Source organism: Mesorhizobium sp. ES1-4, assembly GCF_020164745.1.
Lineage (GTDB): Bacteria > Pseudomonadota > Alphaproteobacteria > Rhizobiales > Rhizobiaceae > Mesorhizobium.
This window is the reverse complement of sequence record NZ_JAIUGV010000004.1, coordinates 66,424-87,514: the sequence shown is the minus strand read 5'-3', so window position 1 is coordinate 87,514 and position 21,091 is coordinate 66,424. Positions and strand designations below refer to the sequence as shown.

General features: G+C 59.4%; 20 protein-coding genes. 12 read left to right on the top strand and 8 right to left on the bottom strand.

Going from position 1 to position 21,091, the window contains the following annotated elements:
• The first annotated feature begins 19 nt into the window (after nt 1-19).
• Genes LB556_RS08650 through LB556_RS31850 form a run of 4 tightly spaced genes read left to right on the top strand, consistent with a single transcriptional unit; the run spans nt 20 to nt 6,516 of the window.
• On the top strand, nt 20-1,564 hold the full coding sequence (locus LB556_RS08650; protein WP_224566129.1) for a type I restriction-modification system subunit M: 1,545 nt from the start codon (nt 20-22) through the stop codon (nt 1,562-1,564).
• On the top strand, nt 1,542-2,900 hold the full coding sequence (locus LB556_RS08645) for a restriction endonuclease subunit S (protein ID WP_318011264.1): 1,359 nt from the start codon (nt 1,542-1,544) through the stop codon (nt 2,898-2,900). The genes LB556_RS08650 and LB556_RS08645 overlap by 23 nt, the downstream gene beginning before the upstream one ends.
• Complete coding sequence (locus LB556_RS08640; protein WP_224566125.1) at nt 2,897-3,310, top strand: hypothetical protein; 414 nt, start codon at nt 2,897-2,899, stop codon at nt 3,308-3,310. Before LB556_RS08645 ends, LB556_RS08640 begins: the two co-directional genes overlap by 4 nt.
• Nucleotides 3,307-6,516, top strand: a complete 3,210-nt coding sequence (locus tag LB556_RS31850) for a type I restriction endonuclease subunit R (RefSeq protein ID WP_224566123.1) — start codon at nt 3,307-3,309, stop codon at nt 6,514-6,516. Before LB556_RS08640 ends, LB556_RS31850 begins: the two co-directional genes overlap by 4 nt.
• Nucleotides 6,517-6,519: 3 nt before the next feature.
• On the opposite strand, the gene LB556_RS08630 is transcribed toward LB556_RS31850, so the two are convergent.
• Genes LB556_RS08630 through LB556_RS08620 form a run of 3 tightly spaced genes read right to left on the bottom strand, consistent with a single transcriptional unit; the run spans nt 6,520 to nt 9,908 of the window.
• Nucleotides 6,520-7,584 carry a serine/threonine-protein kinase gene (locus tag LB556_RS08630; RefSeq protein ID WP_224566121.1) on the bottom strand — a complete coding sequence of 355 codons (1,065 nt, stop codon included), beginning with the start codon at nt 7,582-7,584 and terminating at the stop codon, nt 6,520-6,522.
• Nucleotides 7,584-8,615 carry a serine/threonine protein kinase gene (locus tag LB556_RS08625; protein ID WP_224566120.1) on the bottom strand — a complete coding sequence of 344 codons (1,032 nt, stop codon included), beginning with the start codon at nt 8,613-8,615 and terminating at the stop codon, nt 7,584-7,586. Before LB556_RS08625 ends, LB556_RS08630 begins: the two co-directional genes overlap by 1 nt.
• Nucleotides 8,616-8,654: 39 nt before the next feature.
• Nucleotides 8,655-9,908: a PP2C family protein-serine/threonine phosphatase gene (locus tag LB556_RS08620; RefSeq protein ID WP_224566118.1), complete on the bottom strand. Its 1,254-nt coding sequence runs from the start codon at nt 9,906-9,908 to the stop codon at nt 8,655-8,657.
• A 372-nt stretch (nt 9,909-10,280) separates the two neighbouring features.
• Here LB556_RS08620 and LB556_RS08615 point away from each other — a divergent pair, with 372 nt between their 5' ends.
• Entirely contained in the window at nt 10,281-10,961 is a 681-nt protein-coding gene (locus tag LB556_RS08615; RefSeq protein ID WP_224566116.1) for a recombinase family protein, read from the top strand.
• 201 nt (nt 10,962-11,162) lie between these two features.
• Nucleotides 11,163-11,360, top strand: coding sequence for a helix-turn-helix domain-containing protein (locus tag LB556_RS08610; protein WP_224566114.1), 198 nt, complete (start codon nt 11,163-11,165; stop codon nt 11,358-11,360).
• A 341-nt stretch (nt 11,361-11,701) separates the two neighbouring features.
• Here the strand turns inward: LB556_RS08610 and LB556_RS08605 are convergent, their stop codons facing one another.
• Together LB556_RS08605 and LB556_RS08600 are read right to left on the bottom strand one after the other, a co-directional pair.
• A complete protein-coding gene (locus tag LB556_RS08605) occupies nt 11,702-12,124 on the bottom strand; it encodes a hypothetical protein (protein WP_224566112.1) in 423 nt (140 codons plus the stop codon).
• A gap of 175 nt (nt 12,125-12,299) precedes the next feature.
• Nucleotides 12,300-12,824 (bottom strand): hypothetical protein, encoded by a 525-nt coding sequence (locus LB556_RS08600; protein WP_224566110.1) that lies wholly within the window; start codon nt 12,822-12,824, stop codon nt 12,300-12,302.
• A 231-nt stretch (nt 12,825-13,055) separates the two neighbouring features.
• Between LB556_RS08600 and LB556_RS31845 the strand changes: the two genes are divergently transcribed.
• From LB556_RS31845 to LB556_RS08570, 6 genes are all read left to right on the top strand, one after another.
• Complete coding sequence (locus LB556_RS31845) at nt 13,056-13,490, top strand: excisionase (RefSeq protein WP_224566108.1); 435 nt, start codon at nt 13,056-13,058, stop codon at nt 13,488-13,490.
• A complete protein-coding gene (locus LB556_RS08590) occupies nt 13,487-14,491 on the top strand; it encodes a tyrosine-type recombinase/integrase (protein WP_224566105.1) in 1,005 nt (334 codons plus the stop codon). Before LB556_RS31845 ends, LB556_RS08590 begins: the two co-directional genes overlap by 4 nt.
• 824 nt (nt 14,492-15,315) lie before the next feature.
• Nucleotides 15,316-15,597, top strand: a complete 282-nt coding sequence (locus tag LB556_RS08585; protein ID WP_224566103.1) for a hypothetical protein — start codon at nt 15,316-15,318, stop codon at nt 15,595-15,597.
• A 483-nt stretch (nt 15,598-16,080) separates the two neighbouring features.
• On the top strand, nt 16,081-16,299 hold the full coding sequence (locus tag LB556_RS08580; protein ID WP_224566722.1) for a hypothetical protein: 219 nt from the start codon (nt 16,081-16,083) through the stop codon (nt 16,297-16,299).
• A complete protein-coding gene (locus LB556_RS08575; protein ID WP_224566101.1) occupies nt 16,296-16,745 on the top strand; it encodes a hypothetical protein in 450 nt (149 codons plus the stop codon). The genes LB556_RS08580 and LB556_RS08575 overlap by 4 nt, the downstream gene beginning before the upstream one ends.
• A gap of 137 nt (nt 16,746-16,882) precedes the next feature.
• Nucleotides 16,883-17,224: a hypothetical protein gene (locus tag LB556_RS08570; protein ID WP_224566099.1), complete on the top strand. Its 342-nt coding sequence runs from the start codon at nt 16,883-16,885 to the stop codon at nt 17,222-17,224.
• Nucleotides 17,225-17,252: 28 nt separating this feature from the next.
• On the opposite strand, the gene LB556_RS08565 is transcribed toward LB556_RS08570, so the two are convergent.
• Genes LB556_RS08565 through LB556_RS08555 form a run of 3 tightly spaced genes read right to left on the bottom strand, consistent with a single transcriptional unit; the run spans nt 17,253 to nt 20,927 of the window.
• Entirely contained in the window at nt 17,253-18,872 is a 1,620-nt protein-coding gene (locus LB556_RS08565) for an ABC transporter ATP-binding protein (RefSeq protein WP_224566097.1), read from the bottom strand.
• A 17-nt stretch (nt 18,873-18,889) separates the two neighbouring features.
• The gene (locus LB556_RS08560) at nt 18,890-20,011 is read right to left on the bottom strand and encodes an ABC transporter permease (protein WP_224566094.1); all 1,122 of its coding nucleotides are present in this window, start codon (nt 20,009-20,011) and stop codon (nt 18,890-18,892) included.
• A complete protein-coding gene (locus LB556_RS08555) occupies nt 20,004-20,927 on the bottom strand; it encodes an ABC transporter permease subunit (protein WP_224566092.1) in 924 nt (307 codons plus the stop codon). Before LB556_RS08555 ends, LB556_RS08560 begins: the two co-directional genes overlap by 8 nt.
• Nucleotides 20,928-21,091: the final 164 nt, after the last annotated feature.

Sequence of the window (21,091 nt, the reverse complement as noted above, 5' to 3'; positions counted from 1 at the left end):
GATTTGGGGAAGCGCAGCCTTGGCAGTAAACGGCAACAATTCCGATATCAATTTCACGGCCGATCTCTTCCGGGCGGCTGACAAGCTGCGCGGCAACCTTGAGCCGTCAGAATACAAGCACGTCGCGCTCGGGCTGATCTTCCTGAAATACATTTCTGACGCCTTCGAGGGGATGCACGCGAAGCTCGCGGCGGAGGCGCATGCCGATGCGGAAGACCCAGAAGAATACCTGGCGGAGAACGTTTTTTGGGTGCCGAAGGAGGCGCGCTGGTCGTTCCTGCAAGGAAGCGCCAAGCGGCCCGAAATCGGCAAGCTGATCGACGAGGCGATGGAGGCCATCGAAAAGGCGCCGTCGAACGAAGGGCTGAAAGGCGTCCTGCCGAAGAACTACGCCCGCCCAACGCTGAACAAGACGATGCTCGGCGAGTTGATCGACCTTTTCTCCAACATCGGCATGCATGACGGCACGGACAAGGCGAAGGACCTGCTTGGCCGGGTCTATGAGTATTTTCTGTCCGGCTTCGCCAGTTCGGAAGGCAAACGCGGCGGCGAGTTCTTCACGCCGCGCTCGGTAGTGCGAACACTGGTCGAAATGCTCGAACCTTACAAGGGCCGCGTCTACGATCCCTGCTGCGGCTCGGGCGGCATGTTCGTGCAATCGGAAACGTTCATAGAGGAACACGGCGGCCGGCGCGACGCCATCGCCATCTACGGCCAGGAGATCAACCATACGACTTGGCGGCTGGCGAAGATGAACCTCGCCGTGCAGGGCATCGACGCCGACATCCGCTGGAACAACGAAGGCAGCTTTCATCGCGACGAACTGCCCGACCTGAAAGCCGATTTCATCCTCGCCAATCCGCCATTCAACATCTCTGATTGGGGCGGCGAGCGGCTGGCGGACGATGTCCGCTGGAAATATGGGACGCCGCCGAAGAGCAACGCCAATTTCGCCTGGCTCCAGCAAATCCTGCACCACCTTGCGCCACGCGGCACTGGCGGCGTGGTGCTCGCCAACGGTTCGATGTCGTCGCAGCAGTCCGGCGAAGGCGACATCCGCAAGGCGATGGTCGAGGCCGACGTGGTGGACTGCATGGTGGCACTGCCAGGTCAGTTGTTCTTCTCGACGCAAATCCCGGCCTGCTTGTGGATATTGGCGCGCGACAAGAGCGCCAACGGCCATCGCGACCGGCGCGGTGAAATCCTGTTCATCGACGCCCGTAAGCTTGGCTTCATTGAAGAGAGGGTTCACCGCAAATTCAGCGCTGACGACATCGACCGGATCGCTGGTGCCTATCACCGGTGGCGCAACAAGGATCACGGCACGGCCTATGTCGATGAGCCGGGCTTCTGCAAAGCGGCCACGCTAGCGGAAGTGCGCGAGCATGGTCATGTGCTGACACCGGGGCGCTATGTAGGCGCGGTGGATGCCGAGGATGACGGCGTGTCGTTCGCAGAGAAATTCGAAGCTTTGCGCGAGAAGTTGCAAGGCCAATTCGTGGAGGCACGGGCCCTGGAGGAACGTATAGCGGCGGCACTCGATGTGGTGGCCGCGAATGATTGATTGGCCAATGGTCAAATTGGGGGACGTGGCGGATTTCCTAACCGGGTTCCCTTTCAAGAGCGCAAGCTATTCCGACGCTGTTTCCGACCCACGACTTCTACGAGGAGACAACATCGCCCAAGGAACGCTTCGGTGGGATAATGCTAAGCGGTGGCCCCTTACTTTGACCGACGATGTCTCTCCCTATCGCCTGGAACAAAGAGATGTCGTCTTGGCAATGGACCGGCCTTGGATCGACGCTGGACTAAAATATGCGACAGTTAGGTCGGACGATCTGCCAAGTTTTCTTGTTCAACGAGTTGCAAGGCTGCGCGGTACGCAGTACCTCTCCACCCGCTTTTTGAGGTACGTCCTCGGCAGTAGGGCTTTTACTGACTACGTTCTCGGCGTCCAAACAGGGACTGCCGTTCCGCATATCAGTGGCGGTCAAATCAAGGCGTATCAATTTCGATTACCTTCTATCCCGGAACAGGAGCAGATTGCCGAAATACTCGGCTCCCTTGACGACAAGATCGACCTGAACCGGCGCATGAATGAAGCGCTGGAGGCGATGGCCCAGGCGATCTTCCGTGACTGGTTCGTCGATTTCGGCCCGACCCGCCGCAAGATGGATGGCGCGACCGATCCCGTCGAGATCGTAGGTGGGCTTGTCACCGATCCCGAGCGGGCACAGCAACTCTCCGATATGTTCCCGGCGGTCACCACCGACAATGCGGTGCCGGAAGGGTGGAAGGCAGTTGCGATTTCAAATCTGATCGAATTCAACCCGAGCGAGCCGTTGAAGCGCGGAACTATTGCTCCTTACTCGGACATGAGCTCTTTGCCTACTCGCGGAAGCCTTGCCGAGCCCCCAATTGAGCGGGAGTTCGGATCGGGCATGCGCTTCCGCAACGGGGACGCGCTTCTTGCGCGGATAACCCCGTGCCTCGAAAACGGTAAGGCCGCGTTCGTTGACTTTCTGGCTAGCCCATCTGTTGTTGGCTGGGGATCGACCGAGTTCATTGTTTTGCGAGCAAAACCTCCAGTCCCGCCACCTTATGCATATCTACTCGTCCGACACGATGAGTTCCGCGACCGCGCCATTCGTAGCATGACCGGCACGTCCGGGAGACAGCGGGCGCAGCCGGATAGCCTTGCATCCTTCATGTGCGCCGACCCAAGCAAGGAAGTGCTGGAGGCGTTTGGTAAAATTATCACCCCGTGGTTTAGCATGATCTCAGCGAACGGCGGACAAAACCGCACTCTTGCCGCCGCTCGCGATCTCCTTCTTCCCAAGCTGATGTCGGGTGAAATCCGCCTTAACGAGGCCGAACGACAGCTTGAGGCGGCGCAATGACCGATCCTTACGCTGCGCTGAAGAGACACTGCCAAGACCGGCTTGATCGCGACGCTGCTGTCCATCGCTCGGGGCATCAGAATGTTCACGCCCGCCGGTATCTGTTGCCGAGAATTGGAGCAGGCCCCATAGAGGTCGCCATCATCGTGAAACCCGACAGCGAGCTTCAGATTTGGTGCGAAGCCGACGGCGTGGATTTATCGATGTTGAGCGGGCTTCGACCTGAAAGGCGCCACGGCAGCGAAACCTACTCGAAGAGGAATGAACGCCGTGAGGTTCTTTACGGACGACACAGCGCGCTGAAGACCTTCGAACGTCTCCACCGAGGAGACGCGCTTCGGTTCGTGCCCGAAACCGTCGGAGAAGTGGACCGCGTCCTGGACGCGCTCGCCAATGGGAGCACGCCGTGACCGAGCAGCCGGGCAAAGGCATCGTCTACGAACAGATCGAGACGGAGTACTCCCGATCCGGCTTCCGCGAGGACATCGTCGAGGACGCGGCCATCAGCATCTTCGAAAAGCTTGGCTACACCTACACCTCTTCGCATCAGATCGCGCCTGACGGCTCCGCGCCGGAGCGTAATGCCTATTCCGACACCATCCTGGCTGCACGGCTAACGGCTGCGATCGCGCGCCTTAACCCGTTCATCCCGGCGGAGGCGCGGGCAGCCGCGATCAAGCAGCTTTTCGTCACGGTGAACCCATCGCTGGTCGAAGAGAACCGGCGCATTCATCGCCTTCTCACGGAAGGTGTCGATGTCGAATTTCTCGCCGCCGATGGCGAGATCAAGGGCGACAAGGTCTGGATATTTGACTTCGACAATGTGGACAAAAACGACTGGCTGGTGACGAACCAGTTCACCGTCGTCGAGGGCCGCCACAAGCGCCGTCCCGACATCGTCGTGTTCGTCAACGGGCTACCGCTAGCCATCATCGAGTTGAAGAACGCCGGATCGGAGGCCGCTGACATTAGCGCCGCGTTCAACCAGTTGCAGACCTACAAGGCACAGGTGCCGTCGCTGTTTCGCACCAATGCGGTGCTGGTGGCCTCCGACGGTATCCTGGCGCGTGTCGGCTCGCTCAGCGCCGACGAGGAACGCTTCATGCCGTGGCGCACGGTCACAGGCGCGGACGGCGATTTCACGCCGCATGGGCCACGCGAGATGGCGACGCTGTTGCGCGGCGTGTTCGACCGCAAACGCTTCCTCGGTTTGTTGCGCGATTTCATCGTCTTCGGCGACAAGGGCGAAGGACCGTTCAAGATCATTGCCGGTTATCATCAGTTCCACGGCGCAAGGAAGGCGCTCGCCAGCGCGATCGAGGCGGCGCGCCCCGACGGCGACCGCAAGATCGGCGTGATCTGGCACACGCAAGGCTCCGGCAAGAGCCTGCTAATGGCGTTCTTCGGCGGGCTCGTGGTGCGGTCGCGGGAACTGGAGAACCCGACACTGGTCGTTCTGACCGATCGCAACGACCTGGACGACCAGCTGTTTTCGACGTTCAGCCTGTGCCGCGACCTGATCCGCCAGAAACCGGAACAGGCCGACAGCCGTGACGAGTTGCGCCGGCTGCTCAACCGCGCATCGGGCGGCGTGATCTTCACGACGGTGCAGAAATTCTCACCCGAGGCCGGCGAGGAAAGCTTCCCGATGCTGACGGAGCGGCGCAACGTCATCGTCATCGCAGACGAAGCGCACCGCAGCCAATACGGCTTTGGCGCCAAACTCGACAAGGCAACTGGCAGGCGCCGTTACGGCTATGCGCACTATATCCGGCAGGCCTTGCCGAACGCATCGTTCATCGGCTTCACTGGTACACCGATCGAGGCCGACGATGTAAACACGCCCGCGATCTTCGGCGAGTACATCGACATCTACGACATTAGCCGGGCGGTGGAGGACGGGGCGACGGTTCCGATCTTCTACGAGAGCCGCCTCGCCCGCATAGAGCTGGACGAGAACGAGAAACCACGCATCGACGCCGAGATCGAGGCCATCCTCGAAGACGACGAGTTGTCGGAGCAGGAAAAGCAGAAAGCGAAGTGGACAACGGTCGAGCGGTTGGTCGGCTCGGAAAAGCGCCTGGCGCAGATCGCCGCCGACCTGGTCGAGCACCTCGAAGCACGCCTTGCCGGCATGAATGGCAAGGCGATGGCGGTGTGCATGAGCCGTCGCATCTGCGTCGATCTCTACAAGCAGATTATCAAGCTGCGGCCCGAATGGCATTCCGACGATGACGACAAGGGTGCCGTCAAGATCGTCATGACCGGCTCGGCGTCCGATCCGCTCGATTGGCAGCCGCATATTGGCAACAAGAAGCGCCGCGACGACCTTGCCAAGCGGGCGCGCGACCCCGACGATCCGCTGAAACTAGTGATCGTGCGCGACATGTGGCTGACCGGCTTCGACGCGCCCTGCGTGCATACCATGTACATCGACAAGCCGATGCGCGGCCACGGCCTGATGCAAGCGATTGCCCGCGTCAATCGGGTGTTCAAGGACAAGCCCGGCGGCCTGATCGTCGATTACATCGGCATCGCCCAGAACCTGAAGAACGCGCTCGGCCAGTATACGAAATCCGACCAGGAGAAGACTGGCATCGACGAGGAAGAGGCCGTCGCGGTGCTGATGGAGAAGTTCGAGGTCGTGCGCGGGATGTTCTATGGTCATGACTATGGCCTTGGCATCAACGGCCGGCCCCATCAGCGGCTCGTTGCTCTCGCTGACGCCATCGACTGGATATTGAAATGGCAGGAGAACGAAGCCGCAAAGGTAGGTGGCGTCGACGAAAAAAAGCGAGCACATCGCCGCTTTCAGGATGCGGTACTGGAACTCGGCAAGGCCAATGCGCTCGCCTCGGCCAGTGACGAGGCCCGCTCTATCCGCGACGAGATCGGCTTCTTCCAAGCGGTGCGGGCCGCGCTGGTCAAGACGACTGGCACCGGCAAGATGTCCGATAGGGCCAAGACCTTCGCGGTCGAGCAACTTCTCGACCAGGCCGTCGCCAATGCGGAGATCGTGGATATATTGAAGGCGGCGGGCATCCAGTCGCCAGATATCTCGATCCTCTCGGATGAGTTCCTGGCGGAAATCCAGCAGATGGAAAAGAAGAACCTGGCGCTGGAGGCATTGAAGAAACTTCTCAACGGCGAGATCAGGAGCCGGTCGCGGTCGAACGTGGTCGAGACAAAATCCTTTTCCCGACGCCTGGAGGAGGCTGTAGCCCGCTATCACGCCAACGCGATTTCGACGGTGGAGATGATCCAGGAGCTGATCGCGCTGGCGAAGGACATCAAGGCCTCAGCCGCTCGCGGCAAGGAGCATGGTCTATCGCCGGAGGAACTCGCCTTCTATGACGCACTCGCCGAAAACGAGAGCGCGGTCGAGGCGATGGGCAGTGATCAGCTTCGCGTCATCGCCCACGAACTGGTCGAGCAGATGCGGGGTTCGGCGACGGTCGATTGGCAGCACAAGAGCAGCGCCCGTGCCCGCATGCGGGTCCTGGTCAAGCGCATCCTGAAAAAGTACGGCTACCCGCCCGATCTTGAGCAGGAAGCCGTGCAGACGGTGTTGGCGCAAGCGGAGGTGATGTTGCGGGAGGTGACGCCGTCGGCGTAACGCCTATTTGCAAACAATCAGTGGAAAGGCCCGTTGATGGGGCGTTCCATCGCTACAGGAATACAGAACCTTGTCTCCTACTCCGGGTTTCCTTGGTCCGTACGTGCTGTCTCGATGGAAGAAAGCCATCTTCCCATCGGCTCCAAATATAAAGCCAATGGTCGAACCCGGCATGTTGCTGACTTTGCCAGTTATCCAGGTCCCATTGTAGTACATCAGCTCATTGCACGCGCGCATCAGGTCGTCGGCTGTAGGTCGCTTCGCAGCATCGTATTGAAGAGACGCTTCCACCAATTCCTGTAGGGAACGAGCCAGCGACGAGAACTGAAGATCGTTCGTCATGAAGACGGGCCAAGGCGCTCGGGCACCCGTTTTCACATTTGCAGGCACAATCAATCCCTCGTCAAACGGCAACACTCCTGTCAGCATGTGGAACATCACGGCCCCGAGAGACCAGACGTCAGCCTCTCGACCGACATAGTCACCCTTCTTACGGAACATCATCTCCGGAGCCATGTATGGCAGCGCACCTTTGACCGTTCCCGAAGTGGTTTTGGTTATGTCTCCGCGCTCTACGATTTCCTCTTCAAAGACCTCCTCCGTCAACGTGGCGATGCCAAAATCGGTGATTTTGACGCTTGAGAGATTATACCCTCCACTGACAACGATGTTCGAAGGCTTCAGGTCTCGGTGGACAACCCCCGCGTGGTGCGAAGCCGCAAGTCCCTTGGCAAGTAGACGAAAGAGACGGGCGCCCGTGTGTGGATCAACGAACCCTGCCGGTGACAAGCAAGCTTCATCGAGCGTGCCGCCCTCAATGAGTTCCTCTGCCAAGTAGGGGGCTGCGTCTTCCTCGAAATAGTCGAGCGTCTTAGCGACGTTATGGTGGTTGATGCGGGCCGAAATTGTTGCGCTGTTCGCGAATTTCTTCAGTAGTTGGCCTGCCTGAGGTGTCTTGAGCGCGACATCTACTCCACGCAGAAGGTCGTGCGCTCGAAACACATGTTGCATCCCCCCACTACCCAATTCAGATAGAATTTCATAGCGACCACCAATAACCTTAGACATCAGGCCATAAACTCTGGATTAGAGGTGTCAAATGTAGCATAGTAATAGTACGTATTGTTGTATTGGAACGCGAGTACGCACGTAAGCGGGAGGATATCTCCCGCAGACAACAATTTATTGTTAGCCCTTACGTTTCCAACAATTCTACGAACGACGAAATCGTCTCCGGTGTACTCAATCCTTACCATCGAAGACACATTACCGCCGACCGATATAGACGGGCTGGCGGTTCGCGATCCGGCATGGATTTCACTGATCTTTCCTCCGATGACCACTCGCGCTCGATGTCGATCTCGAAGAAGGACCTTTTCAATGTCAGCCAAGACATCCGCCATGTTGGGACGATCAGATGGATTAGGGTAGAGGCAACGACGCAATGTATCCTTTATCCGGTCATCGAGAGCCGGGACGTGATCCGTAGCGAGATTAGCAGGAGGCACCACGCTAGCTCTCGTCCGACACCACTCTGGCAAACCTTTTTCCGAAATCGAAAGTGCAAGAACCCCGAAGGCAAATACATCTGCCTGTGTCGTGAATGTAATTGGCGGCTTGGTCAAGAGCTCCGGCGCCATGTAAGGGAAATAGCCCAAAGCTGACTTCGTTTCATTGTCGACGCCAATCTCTCGCGAGAGGCCAAAGTCAATGATCTTCACTACGCCTTCGTTATCACGGCGAACGTTATCTGGCTTGATGTCGCGATGAACAACTCCCTGCTCATGTATTTCTGCCAAGCCTTTGGCTATCTGCCATATGACTGAAAGGTAGTCCGCATCGGGTTTGAACTGACCCTCGGCGAGGTTAGTCCCGTCAATATGTTCAAGTACCAGGCACGGGTATTTTGTGCCCAGATGCTCGAACTCGATGACGTCCAGTAGCTGTACTACGTGATTGGATCGGAGCTTGAGTAGCGCTTTGCGCTCATCGTCAAGCCGACGCTGCTCTTGGGGCTTTCGAAGCGTTTTTAGAATGACCTTCCGATGTAGCCGAACGTCTTGGCATTCATGAGCCTCGCTCATTCCGCCAGCGTTCATTGTGCCCGTCGCCTCGTAACGCCCCCAAATGAGCATGGCCTAACCGTTTCCGTCGTCAGAGAACCCGATCTCAATCTGCTCGCGTTTTGGCTTCTTCGACCGTGATTTGCCTTTCTTGCTTGGCGGCTGTCCGGATTTCTCGCCTGAGCTTGGCTTTCTTGCCGAGGCATCGTTGTCATCGAAAGTTCTGGGCGGCTCAGGCATAGGATCAACGCGCTGTTGACGCTGGGCGATCTGCTGCTGTGAACTAGGTGTCCAGGCTATTTTCAGCCGGCCTGATGTTGTCCATACCGAGATGTCCGGTGAACCATCTCGGCGATTGCTCGGGAAACCTGCAGAGGCTTTGGTCACAATGAGTGTGGCGTTGTCCGTGCTGCCAAGCCACCGTGCTGTGTCCAAAACCCGTGCGCAAAAGCTGCTGGCGTCGGGCGCGTTTGCCCTAATCCGGCGCAGGATTTCGTCGCCAATAAAATGAGCCCCGTCGGTTGTTAAAACTAACTGAGCTTCCCGATTTGAAACCTCGTTCACGTGAGGCAGAAGTCCCGACTTCATGCCGATGAACTGCAGGAGGCCTTTTCCTTCCGCTCCATATGCTTCTTCCATCGTATCATCGACAGTTAGCCGTTCGATGAATTCCCCGTTATTCAGCGGATTGAGGGCATAGATGCGGCTATCGCCAACGTTGGCAGTATAGACTGATCCGCCTTCGAACAGTGCAGCTGACAGAGTAGAGCCTCCGCCTTGCACCACCTGTGCTACCCATTCGCTGGCTTCACGCACCGCCGTATCTAGGCGATCCTTGGGCTCTCGTTTGCGATGAGCGACCAACGAAGCAAGGAAGGAAGACAACGCGTTCGAAGCCGCTGCCTTTCCATCCCGAAGCCCTCCCATCCCATCGCAGATGCATACGCACCAAAACTCCCGGTGGGTCGCAGCGGAACCCACGCGGAGAACCGCTGCTTTGTCTTGGTTCTCAGGCCTTTTTGTCCCAATATCCGTTGCAAGAACGAAAATATCTTCGACCTCGCGTTCCGCACGGTGCTGCGTGTCCACGTCCAGCCAATTCAAAATGGTTTCTGCTATCAAATTCGTTCTCGGCACTCCGGGCGAAACCGCCCTCAACATCGCTATAAGTACATGTGCCTGCGCCGTCCAACAAGGCTCACCACACAGGACGAGGGAAACCAGTTTTCTTTGTGGAACCCCCAGCGCCTGAACCGATGAAGTTGTTGCGGGCAGGATCGGACCGGCGTTGCTCGACGGGCCGTCACTACCAAATTGAATTCCCATCATCCTTGGAACTGCATCCTTCGCTATGGAGGGTGCCGCTCATCGAGTTCGTCGCTACGGAATTAAGCGTGCGGACCGACGATCAACACCTCGTCCGCTTCTGTCGCGCCCTCCTCATCGGTCAATTGCGATTGCTGATCGGTAATGTGGTATTGGTTACATCCGAATGATTTTTAATTCTCGACTAAGCACTGCCAGACCAGAGGTCCGAAGCCCTACCGCGCGGGGGGCTTCTGCCGCAAAAAGCTGTGCAGGATTTTCGGTAGTTTCCACAGTGTAGTCGCCTGTTTCTGTAATCGTGCTAAAGCAGCTTTACACGCAAGCGAGCTTGCACATATAACAGCCTCACGTTTACACGTTTACAAGAGGGTCGTGATGGCCGTTTACGGATACGTCCGCGTTTCCACAATGCGACAAGCCTCAGAAGGTGAAAGCCTTGACGTCCAGAGGCGGCAGATCGATGGCTATGCCCTTATGCACGGTTTGACGATCGCAGAGACTGTTATCGAAGAGGGCATTTCCGGTTCGGTCCCGGTAACAAAACGACCGGCCGGCTCGGCTATGTTCGCGAAATTGATGTCCGGCGATATCATTATTGCGGCGAAGCTCGACCGCCTCTTCCGGTCCGCGATCGACGCTTTGAACGTCCAGACCGAATTGAAGGCAAAGGGGATCAAGCTGCACCTAATCGACCTGGGTGGAGACATTGCGGGGAACGGCCTCTCGAAGCTGTTCTTCACGATCGCCAGCGCATTCGCAGAAGCGGAGCGCGACCGTATTCGTGAACGTGTCACACAAAGCAAAGCGGACCAGCGCGGGCGCGGCCGATACTTAGGCGGCAACCGACCGTTCGGCTATTCGATCTCTGAAGACGCGGGCGGCGGCGCGTTGGTCGAGGTTCCCTCGGAGCAAGCTGCCATCAGGCAAATCGGCGCGCTACGCGACAAGGGGCTCTCATATCGCGCCATTGCGGGAGCGCTTGCGAGCGACGGCATTGCCCTCTCCCATGTTGCGGTCAAGAAGATACTGGGCCGAGACAGGAATGTGGACAGATAGCGCGAGGCTCGCAAAGACGGTTGCATTACGTCGCAGACGAAAGTAGGGCTAAATGCAGGCGACGAAATTCGCCTGCGCAAAGCCGCCCCAACCGGGCGGCTTTTTTCGTTTCCGAACCCTAATCATCAGTTCGAACCAGTCCCCCCTCTAGCGCCGCCAGCGCTGGAGCGCGTTGCCGTGTTCGCAAACAACAGGAAGACCATGAGCACCACAACTGCGACCCTGACCGTCCAAGAGGCCGCCAACCTCGCCAAGGTCCCACATCAGACCGTACACGCATGGATCAAGCGATGGCCCTCGATCGTCGCGGATGACACCCGCCCTCGCCGTCTCGCGGCGCACAAAGTTTTGGAATTCATTCGCGCGCGCGAGCTTGTTTTCGGACGCGAAGCCGACTGATCCGGCACACATTTTTTGCTGCCGAAAATGCGCCACTCGACCACCAAACACGAAAAGCAAGTGCTTCCAAAAATTTGAAGCCAGTCGAGAATTTTAGTTCTGAAAATCAATAAGATGGGAGGTAACGGGCGTGCATAGCGAGGCGCGCCCTCTCTTTAATGGTAAAACACAAAGCTCTGAAACGAGGCAAAAAGGCCCGTCGGGGCGGCTGGCAGGCAACATCCCGAATTGCTGATGACGAACGAAGGCGACTTTCCTCGTTCGCCCACGCCATCGAGGCAAATTGCCTTATCACTGTCATGCCCGACACCGGGGATGATCGCCAACGAAAGCGATCGATCTCACGGACCATCGCAAATGTCGGTCGCGATCTCAAACGTCGCGGTCGACCCCATTACGGCGTCACCATCCACGAAAAGACCTTTGACGCTGATCTTCACGCCCATCATCTGTGCTGGCTCGATCCTACCGATCGAAGCATCACCGAAAAATTCGACGGCAGCATCGTGAACGTCGTCTTTTTCACTGCTCGCCAGCGCGCCGAGATGACCGCTTACGCCTCCAAGCAACGCAGATGGCTCCATCCCGAGGCCGAGGCCAGAGCGAAGAAGTGCCTTGGCCGATGCTACAAATATCAGAAGGGTGCGCCCTTCGTCGGCCAACGGGTTTCTTGGACCAAGGCGGCAAAGGCACTCATGACCGAAATCGAGGCCGGACAGGCGACTATCGCTAGCGGTCGAGCCCTCCACGATCGGTTGCAGCATGTGGCAAGTCGATAAATTCGACCGACTTCAATCGTGACAAAGAAAAACCGCTCCGAAAGCTTCGAAGCGGCCAAGGCATAACGGTAAAACACTCAATCTTTGTATGCCAAAGCGCCGGTTTGGGGCAACCGAAATCGGCCTAGTTCCCCCGTTCTGCGCACAGAACCCTACGACCTCACGCCATCAGCGCCCACCAGTTTCCGACCGTCCGCGCGATTTCGCCCGGCGGAGCTTCTGCGCGCACAAATCCAAAGGAAAAACTATGCCGTCGAAAGCCAAGAATTCCATTCACAGTCTCAAATCCGCCCGTCGCCGCCGTGCCCCTCGCGGCGCACCAATGCGCTTCATCAAAGAAGTTGCCCTCCATCACGACGCCGACGAATGCCTGATATGGCCTTACGGTCGAAATGCGGACGGATACGCGCGCCTCAACATTGAGGGCCGGCACGTCTATGGTCATGTCGTCGTTTGCGAGGAAACTCGCGGTCCGCGACCGACGCCGGAGCGTCAGGCGTCCCACTCTTGCGGTCAGGGCCATGAAGGCTGCATCGCACCGCGTCATCTGACTTGGAAGACGCCGGCCGAAAACGCCCAGGATCGGATCGACCATGGCACGGCCGGCCCCGGCAAGTTGACCGCAAGCAAAGCCGACGCGATCCGCGACCTTCAAGGCCTTTTGCCGTATCGTCTTCTCGCCCAAGAGTATCACGTGCGCGGCTGCACGATCAGCGCGATCATTCGCGGCAAGACATGGAGGCTTCGGCCGGCTCCGTAGACCGCCCACCGTTCCGGCCAAGTTCCTCACACTGTATGCACGAGAACGCGCCCCGGGCCTTCTCTGCAGCTTTTTATCCATTCCCGAGCAAGACCGATCTTCGCGCCGTTCACGCGGCCGGCGGAGTTCGCCTTCCTTTGCCTGAAAGTTCCCGACATGATGCTGAAAACGACCGCAGTGATGCTTTGCGATTACAGCAAAGACGCGCCCATTCGCATTGACACAGCCGTCAAGATAGCGTTCCCCGATGGCTCCATGTCCGTGAAAGGCTTGCGCAAGGAGCGCGACGCCAATCGCCTGACAACTGAAATCATCGCCAACAAGGAATACACCACCTTGGCCGCGATCGAGCGCATGAGAGAGCTATGCCGCGTCCAAGCAAAGGAGCGCGCCTTGTCTGGCGTGATGAATACCGGAAAAAGGACGGGTCGCTTATGCACTCCGCCGGATGGTATATCGTCGACGGAGAGCGTCGAATTGGCACAGGCTGCGGCCGAAGCGAGCTTAGAGAGGCTGAAAAGCGCCTCCATGCGTACCTTGTCGAAAAGCACGCCCCGGCGCGCGACCGGAACCGTGATCCCGATCAGGTGAAGGTCAGCGACGTTGTCAACGTCTATTCGACCGAAATTGCCCCCGATCATGCGAAGCCAGGAGAAACCGCTGCCCGGCTCGCGGCCGTCCTGAAATTCTTCGGCCGCATGACCTTGACCGACATCAACGGCAAGGTTTGCCGCGATTATGCCAAGCAGGCTTCGACGCCATCGGCAGCCCGCCGGCAACTAGAAGACCTCCGCGCCGCCCCCCGCTACTATTACACCGAAGGCTATGTGACATCGGTTCCGGCGATCGTTCTGCCGGAGAAGCCCGTCGGTCGCCAGCGCTGGCTTACAAGGGCCGAGGCCGCGCGTCTCATCCGTGCCGCTTGGCGAATGCGTCAGACATGGAAAGGCGTCGCCAGCGACCGCTACACCGGCCGCCACGTCGCACGGTTCATCTTGACCGCGCTCTACACCGGGACGCGGTCAGGCGCTATCTGTGACGCTGCAATCCGACCCACGAAAGGCCGGGCTTATGTCGACCTCGATCGCGGCGTGTTCTTCCGTCGGGCCGAGGGCGAGCGCGAGACGAAGAAACGTCAGCCACCGGTGCGGCTCCCCGACCGCTTGCTCGCGCATATGCGACGCTGGTCGCGGACGCCGATCTTCCTGAAATATGAGAAGCGACAGAAGAGCCTAAATTTAGGCCGCATGATCTCGCACGATTTCGTCGTCGAATGGGAAGGCCAGCCGATCGGCTCCGTGCGCAAAGCGTTTAGGTCCGCGTGCGAGGCGGCCGGGCTTGGCTGGTATGACGCCGAGGGAAACTTCGAAACCGACGTGACGCCGCACGTCCTTCGCCATACCGCCGCGACGTGGTTGATGCAGAACGGGACCGACCTATCCCTCGCCGCCGATTACCTTGGAATGACGGAGGCGGTCCTTCGCTCGACCTACTATCACCATCATCCGGATTTCCAGACGGAAGCAGCGAACCGGATCACGGCTAAAGCACCCACGCTTCGGGAGAAGAGCAACGTCGCTCGGATGCGATAGAACGGGACTAGAACGCCTGCCTGCTACCTACCGGAAACCTACCGGAAACTGCGGAACCAATGCGGAACGTACCGGCTTACCGGGCAACAAAAAAGCCCGGAAATCCGGGCTTTATTTCGCAAAACGGCTTGTTCGGGACGAGGGGGTCGCAGGTTCAAATCCTGCCACTCCGACCAGAAGAACAAAGTAGCGCATCCCGACTTTGGCGCTACCGGGATAGGGCTTCGTTCAGGATGGCCTGTTCCTCGAATGAAGCATGACGCCGAAGCCAGCTTTGATCACGGTCAATCCACGGGGTTTGCCGCGGCTGCATACACTGGGCACACCGGGTAAGGAGCCTCGTCGCCTAGCGGAGGCCGAAGAAGCTCAATACCGCAATCACGATGACCACGGCTCCCACGAGCCAAATGATGTTGTTCATAATTCTCTCCTATTGCCTGGTGAAGCCCGCGCCTCTGGCGGAGGCCACGGGCCGATCAGCCTTTGCCGACTGATCTTCAGCGGGCCTCGAATCATGAGGTCTGCCTTGCAGATAAACCATTAGGCCCGCCTGATGTTCCGCCGCCCTACAGGATCTCGAAATTCCCGATCGACTTCCTTTGTGGGGGCGGAGACCGCCTGGTCCTCACAGTGGCGGTTGCGCCTGCCTGCCATTGCGCGCCCTGCGTGACGGACGGTGCGGAAGCGTCGTTGGCCGAGGGCTCCCTGTATTGCGGGACCTTCGCGTTTGGCTACCTCCCGGCTGTCCCGGAAGCCCGGAACCAAAGGGATCAGCAGCAAGTTGTATCCAATGAAGGGCTAATCAAGGTACAGGAGAAATGGCAGTGAAAACAATGGTCATCTGCGCTTTGGCGCTTTGGGTGGGATTGCCCGCTCTGGCTTCGGCCGCCGAGACTGACGTTGTCATCAAGACCCACCATCGACATCATAATCACGTCAGGATCATCAATGAGGGCGGCCAGCGCCTCCATCACCGTCACCACGGAACGGTCGCATTCTACGACCATGGCCGTAGGCACCATCATCGGCATGCCGTCGTCGTCACCGGCTCCGTCTCCACTCACCGCCACCATCACCGGGTGGTGATTGAAAACGGCGGTTACTGATCGCCGACTGGGTGGCCCGGCTCTCGACCGAGCCTGGCCACCAAATGATCTTCCCTCACACGCTACGCGCACGCTCCATGCGCGGCTGAACTCCAGTCAGGCAATTGTTCCTTTCCGGGCGGCGAACTCTGCGCGGAAGGGCAGCTGGCTGCAGCAATGTGCAATGTGCAATGTGCAATGAGTTAGCTGAGAACTATCCCCGCTACCATGAAAGTGATGGCTATCGCAAACACCGGCGCGAGCAACCAGCGCGCCTGACCAACACTCTTCTCCATCGACGTCCTCCCAACATCTTGTCGGAGCACAACGGTAGCAAACAGCGGCTGTTCCGCTCGGCCCGCTTGGCAAGACCATTGCGCCCTGCAGTCAGACTTAGGTCCGGCCTCCACCAGACCGAAGCCCTGCCAGGGAACGTTTACACTCGGCTCAAGTTCGGGCTTGGGCGCGGAAAACCAAACGAAGCGGGAACTGATGAGCACCACCATGTCGAACCCTGAGACTTTAACATCCCCTATGCTGGGAATGCGCATAAGTAGCCTCAAAACCAGGATGGAGCACGCTCGCATCACCGAGGGTGAAATGAAGACCTTTCAAAGGGTCGCGGCCGTGATCGAAGGCGGCAGAGGCCGGATTGATGGCGACGATTTGATCGCCGCATCCTTCGTTGCCGACACGTTGACGGACACGACGCGCCCTGAATGACCATGCCAACAATCAGCAGGCTTTTTGACTCCTATCCCGAAGCAGCCCGGATCGCCTGCAACCTCTTGGCTGCCGGGGTTCCTCGCGTTCAGATCGCCATTATCGGGCCCTATCACGACGAAATCGGTGTCCTGACGTCTCCGCCCGTCATGCTTGGCGCCGTTGCCGGGCTGTTGGCGTCCCTTGCCGCTTTTGCTGTTCATGGCATCGATTCTGTTCCAACCAGCCTGTCAGCGATGGCCCTGTTCGGCACGGTCTGCGGCGGCGTCCTCGGTGGGTTGGTCGGAGCCTTGGTGGCGGCCGCCAGAAGGCCTGAGCGTCGAAACCTCGGCGAAGGGATTGTGCTGGTGACGGCCCATGTCGATGAGAACGCGACCGATATTGCCCAAATAGTGCTCGGCGGCGGCTGTGTCCCCATGCCCGAACTGGCCGCCAAAGCAGCGTAAGAATTCTCGATGACATCGAATTGTCCAGCGCGGAGCGCAAGCACCGCCGGCCGATCAGATTTTGACGAAATGGGCATCAGCGCTAGTTTGATCGACGAGTATGAGGGAGCCGGTAAGACGGCGAACCGGACGCGGACATGAATTTGATCTCCACAACAGGGTCGGCACCGGTGCTTCTGTCTATGTTTTTTGTCGCCGGATGCTCATCGATCGGCGGGACGGTCGATCCGGCCAAATATGAGAGCATGAGCTGCATCGAGCTCAACAGCGCCGTGGCAAGCAGTGCGAACGACATCTCGCAAACAGCGATCACCCGCGGCAAGGTCGCCAACACCAGCGTGCCGCGCTGGCTGCTTGGCGGATCGCGCGTCAAAATGGCGGTTGCCAACCGTGAAACGGCGAGGATCGACCGGTTGAAGCAACAGCAGGATGCCGCTGTCGCGGTACGCGCGCGCAAGTGCGCCAGATCGGCCGGCTAAGCGAACAAGCCTTACCTACAGCGGCTTCTCACGCGCTTACCCGGAACCGCGTGACATCGATCGCGGCATTCATCAGCGTCTGCGTGTAAGAGACTTGCGGGTTGCTGAAAATGGCCTCGGTCGGCCCCTCCTCGACGATCTTGCCCTGCTTCATCACGATGATGTAGTCGGCCATGGCGCGCACCACCGCGAGATCGTGGCTGATGAACAGGTAGGACAGTTCATGGTCCGCCTGGAGCTTGCGCAGCAGTTCCACGATCTGTTTCTGCACGGAGCGATCGAGCGCCGAGGTCGGCTCGTCCAACACCACCATCTTCGGCTTCAGGATCATGGCACGGGCAATGGCGATACGTTGCCGCTGTCCACCGGAAAATTCGTGCGGGTAGCGGTTGCGGGCGTTTGGATCGAGGCCGACTTCGCGCAGCGCCTCGACCGCACGCTGGTCGCGCTGCTTTGCCGAAAGGTTCGGTTCATGCACCAGCAGCCCTTCGGTGATGACCTGGCCGACGGTCATGCGTGGCGACAGCGAGCCGAAGGGATCCTGGAAGACGAGTTGCATTTCGCGCCGCAACGGCCGCATCGCCTGTCGATCGGCCGTGGAAATGTCGCGATCGCCGAAACGAATCAAGCCGTCGCTCGGCAGCAGCCGCAGCAAGGCGCGGCCGAGCGTCGATTTGCCCGATCCGGATTCGCCGACAATGCCGATGGTCTGGTTGCGCTGCAACCGGATCGAGATGTGATCGACAGCCCGCAGCATCAGCGGTTCGCCGGCAAGAAAACCGCCGCCGATCCTGAACGTCACCTCGACATTCCTGCCTTCGAGCACCACGGGCGCGTTGGCGGGTGGAGGCTCCTTGGTTCCCGTCGGCTCGGCCGCCAGCAGCATCTTGGTGTAGGCGTGCCGCGGGTTGGCGAAGATCGCTTCCGCCTCGCCCTCCTCGACGACCTCGCCCTGGCGCATGACATAGACCCGGTCGGCGAAGCGCCGGACAATACCGAGGTCGTGGGTGATGAAGACGATCGCCATGCCGAGCTTGCGCTGCAGCTCGGCAAGAAGCACCAGGATCTGTGCCTGGATGGTCACGTCGAGCGCCGTCGTCGGCTCGTCGGCGATAAGGATGTCGGGATCATTGGCGAGCGCCATGGCGATCATCACGCGCTGGCGCTGGCCGCCGGACATTTCGTGCGGATAGGATTTCATCCGCCGTTCCGGATCGCGAATATGGACGAGCCGCAGCAGCCTGAGCGCCTCCTCATGTGCTTCGGCGGCGGTCAGGCCCCGATGCCGGCGGATCGGCTCGATCAGCTGGTTGCCGATCGAATAAAGTGGATCGAGCGAGGTCATCGGCTCCTGGAAGATCATGCTGATCTTGCGGCCACGGACCTTGTTCAGCTCGGATTTGCTCAATGTGAGCAAGTTGCGGCCGCGGTAATCGACATGGCCTGACGCTTCGCCGTTGGAAGCCAGCAGGCTCATCGCCGCCATCATGGTCTGGCTCTTGCCCGAGCCGGATTCGCCAACGACGGCGACCGTTTCGCCCGCGTTGACGTGGATATTGACGCCCTTGACCGCTTCGACCGCGCCGTCAAGCGTACGGAAGCGGACGCGCAGGTCCTTGACGCTCAGGATCGTCTCGGGAGTGGCCATGTCAGCGATCCCCATCTTTATCGGTCCCTCGGGTCGAGTGCGTCGCGCAGGCCGTCGCCGACGAAGTTCAGGGCGAACAGCGTCGAGACGAGGAAGAAGGCGGGAAACAGAAGCAACCAGTTGGCGGTGCCGATGTTCTTGGCGCCGACAGAGATCAGCACACCCCAGCTGGTCATCGGTTCCTGGACGCCGAGACCGAGGAACGACAGGAAGCTCTCGAGGATGATGACCTGCGGCACCAGCAGCGTCATATAGATCACGACGGGGCCGAGCAGGTTGGGGATGACATGGCGCAGCAGGATGCCACGCGGGCCGATGCCCATGGCTTCCGCCGCCTGGACATACTCCTGCCGGCGGATCGACAGTGCTTGCCCGCGAACAATACGCGCCATGTCGAGCCACAGCACCGCACCGACCGCCAGGAACATCAGCACGAAGTTGCGGCCGAAGAACACCACCAGCATGATGACGAAGAAGATGAACGGCAAGGAATAGAGCACATCGACGATGCGCATCATCACCTCGTCGACCTTGCCGCCGGAAAAGCCCGCGGCGGCACCATAGATCACACCAATCACCACCGCCACGACGCCCGCAAGCAGGCCGATGGCAAGCGAGATGCGCCCGGCCATCAGCGTGCGCGACAAGAGATCGCGGCCGGTGTTATCGGTGCCGAACAGGAAATACTGCTGCTTGACCGATGCGCTCATCGTCACTTCGAGGCCGTCGGGCGACTTGTTCTCGATCTTGGTGTCGTCGAAGGCATCGGAGCGGTCGAGGTAGCGGATGTTGCGGTCGTCGATCGGCCTGGTCGACTTGACCGTGACGAAGACCTGATTGCCCTCCTGGTGCCACTCCTTGATGTCGACCCGCATGCGTTTGATCGCGTCGGTGAGCGCCGTCTCGATCATGTCGGGTTTCGGGTAGGCCGACAGGCTTGGCGGCATGCGCACATAGTCGGCGTAGATGGTCGTGTATTGATGCGGCACGAACCAGGGGCCGAAGACGCTGACGACGCCGATCAAAACGAGGTAGTAGAGACTGAACATGGCGGCGCGGTTGGCCTTGAGGCGCGCCCAGGCATCGCCCCAAAGCGAGCGGCCGACGATGGCGGGAGCCGTGGCTGCGATGTCAGTCATAGCGCACCCTCGGGTCGACGACCGCATACATGACGTCGACGATCAGATTGAAGACGATGGTGAAAATGGCGATCACCACCACCGTTCCCATCACCAGCGTGTAATCGCGGTTGAGCGCGGCATCGACGAAATAGCGACCAACGCCCGGAATTGAGAAGATCGTTTCGACGATGACCGAGCCGGTCAACAGTGCCGCCGCCGCCGGGCCGGTGAAGGAGACGATCGGCAGAATGGCGCCGCGCAAGGCGTGCTTGACCACCACCGACCAGTCGGAGAGGCCGAGCGCGCGCGCCGTTCGGATATGATGGGATCGCAGCGATTCGATCATCGAGCCGCGCATCAGGCGGGCGACGATGGCGATCTGCGGCAACGCAAGCGTCAGCACCGGGCCGACCTTGTTGATGAAGGCGCCGTCGCCCCATCCCCCGATCGGCAAAAGCCTCCAGGTCAGCCCGAACACGAGTTGGATCACCGGCGCGATGACAAATGTTGGGATCGTGCTGCCGGCGGTCGCCAGGGCGATCACCGTATAGTCGCCCAGCTTGTTCTGATTGAGCGCGGCAATGGTGCCGAGCACGCAACCGAGCAGGAGCGCCAGGGTCAGCGCCGAGGCACCGAGTTGGACGGAAATAGGCAGGCCCTTGGCAAACAGTTCGGTGACGGTGAAATCCGGCATGTTGTAGCTCGGGCCGAAATTGCCGCGCAAGAGATTGCCGAGATAGTGGACATATTGCAGCCAGAGCGGATCGTTGAGGCCGAACTGGGCTTCAAGATTGGCCTTGATCTCGGGGCTCAGCCCCCGCTCCTGGTTGAATGGGCCGCCTGGCGCGACGCGCATCAGAAAGAACGCCATCGTCACTATGACGAACAGCGTCGGGATGGCGGTCAAAAGCCGCCGGAATACGTATCGCAGCATCGGTGCCCCGCTTGATCCGGATCACGCGCGTCCACTCGGACGATTGCGCTCCAGCCTTCAAATCTTCGCACCGAACCTTCCGAAAACCGATTCCGTTTCCCGGGCCGATGCGATGGCAAACCAGCGCCGCCGCGCATTCGGTTGCGCGGCGGCTTGGCCAGGGA